This is a genomic window from Lacrimispora sp. 38-1, from assembly GCF_049890855.1.
GTDB lineage: Bacteria > Bacillota > Clostridia > Lachnospirales > Lachnospiraceae > Lacrimispora.
Window position 1 is genome coordinate 1 of the sequence record NZ_JBANEW010000018.1, and the last position, 206, is coordinate 206.

General features: G+C 46.1%; 1 protein-coding gene. It reads right to left on the reverse strand.

Annotated elements, in window-relative coordinates; genetic code table 11:
* On the reverse strand, window positions 1–206 hold a 206-nt coding region (locus tag V7D18_RS04700), incomplete at both ends, for a hypothetical protein (protein ID WP_426151942.1).

Genomic DNA, 206 nt, shown 5'->3' on the forward strand with positions numbered 1-206 from the left:
GGTATCCATACTTTAGATTTGCATCCTGTACTCCACACGGGTACCCATACTTTAGATTTGCATCCTGTACTCCACACGGGTATCCATATTTCATATTTACATCCTGAACTCCACATGGAGATCCATACTTCACAAGAGGATCCTGCACTCCACAGGGAGATCCATACTTCACAAGAGGATCCTGCACTCCACAGGGGGATCCATAC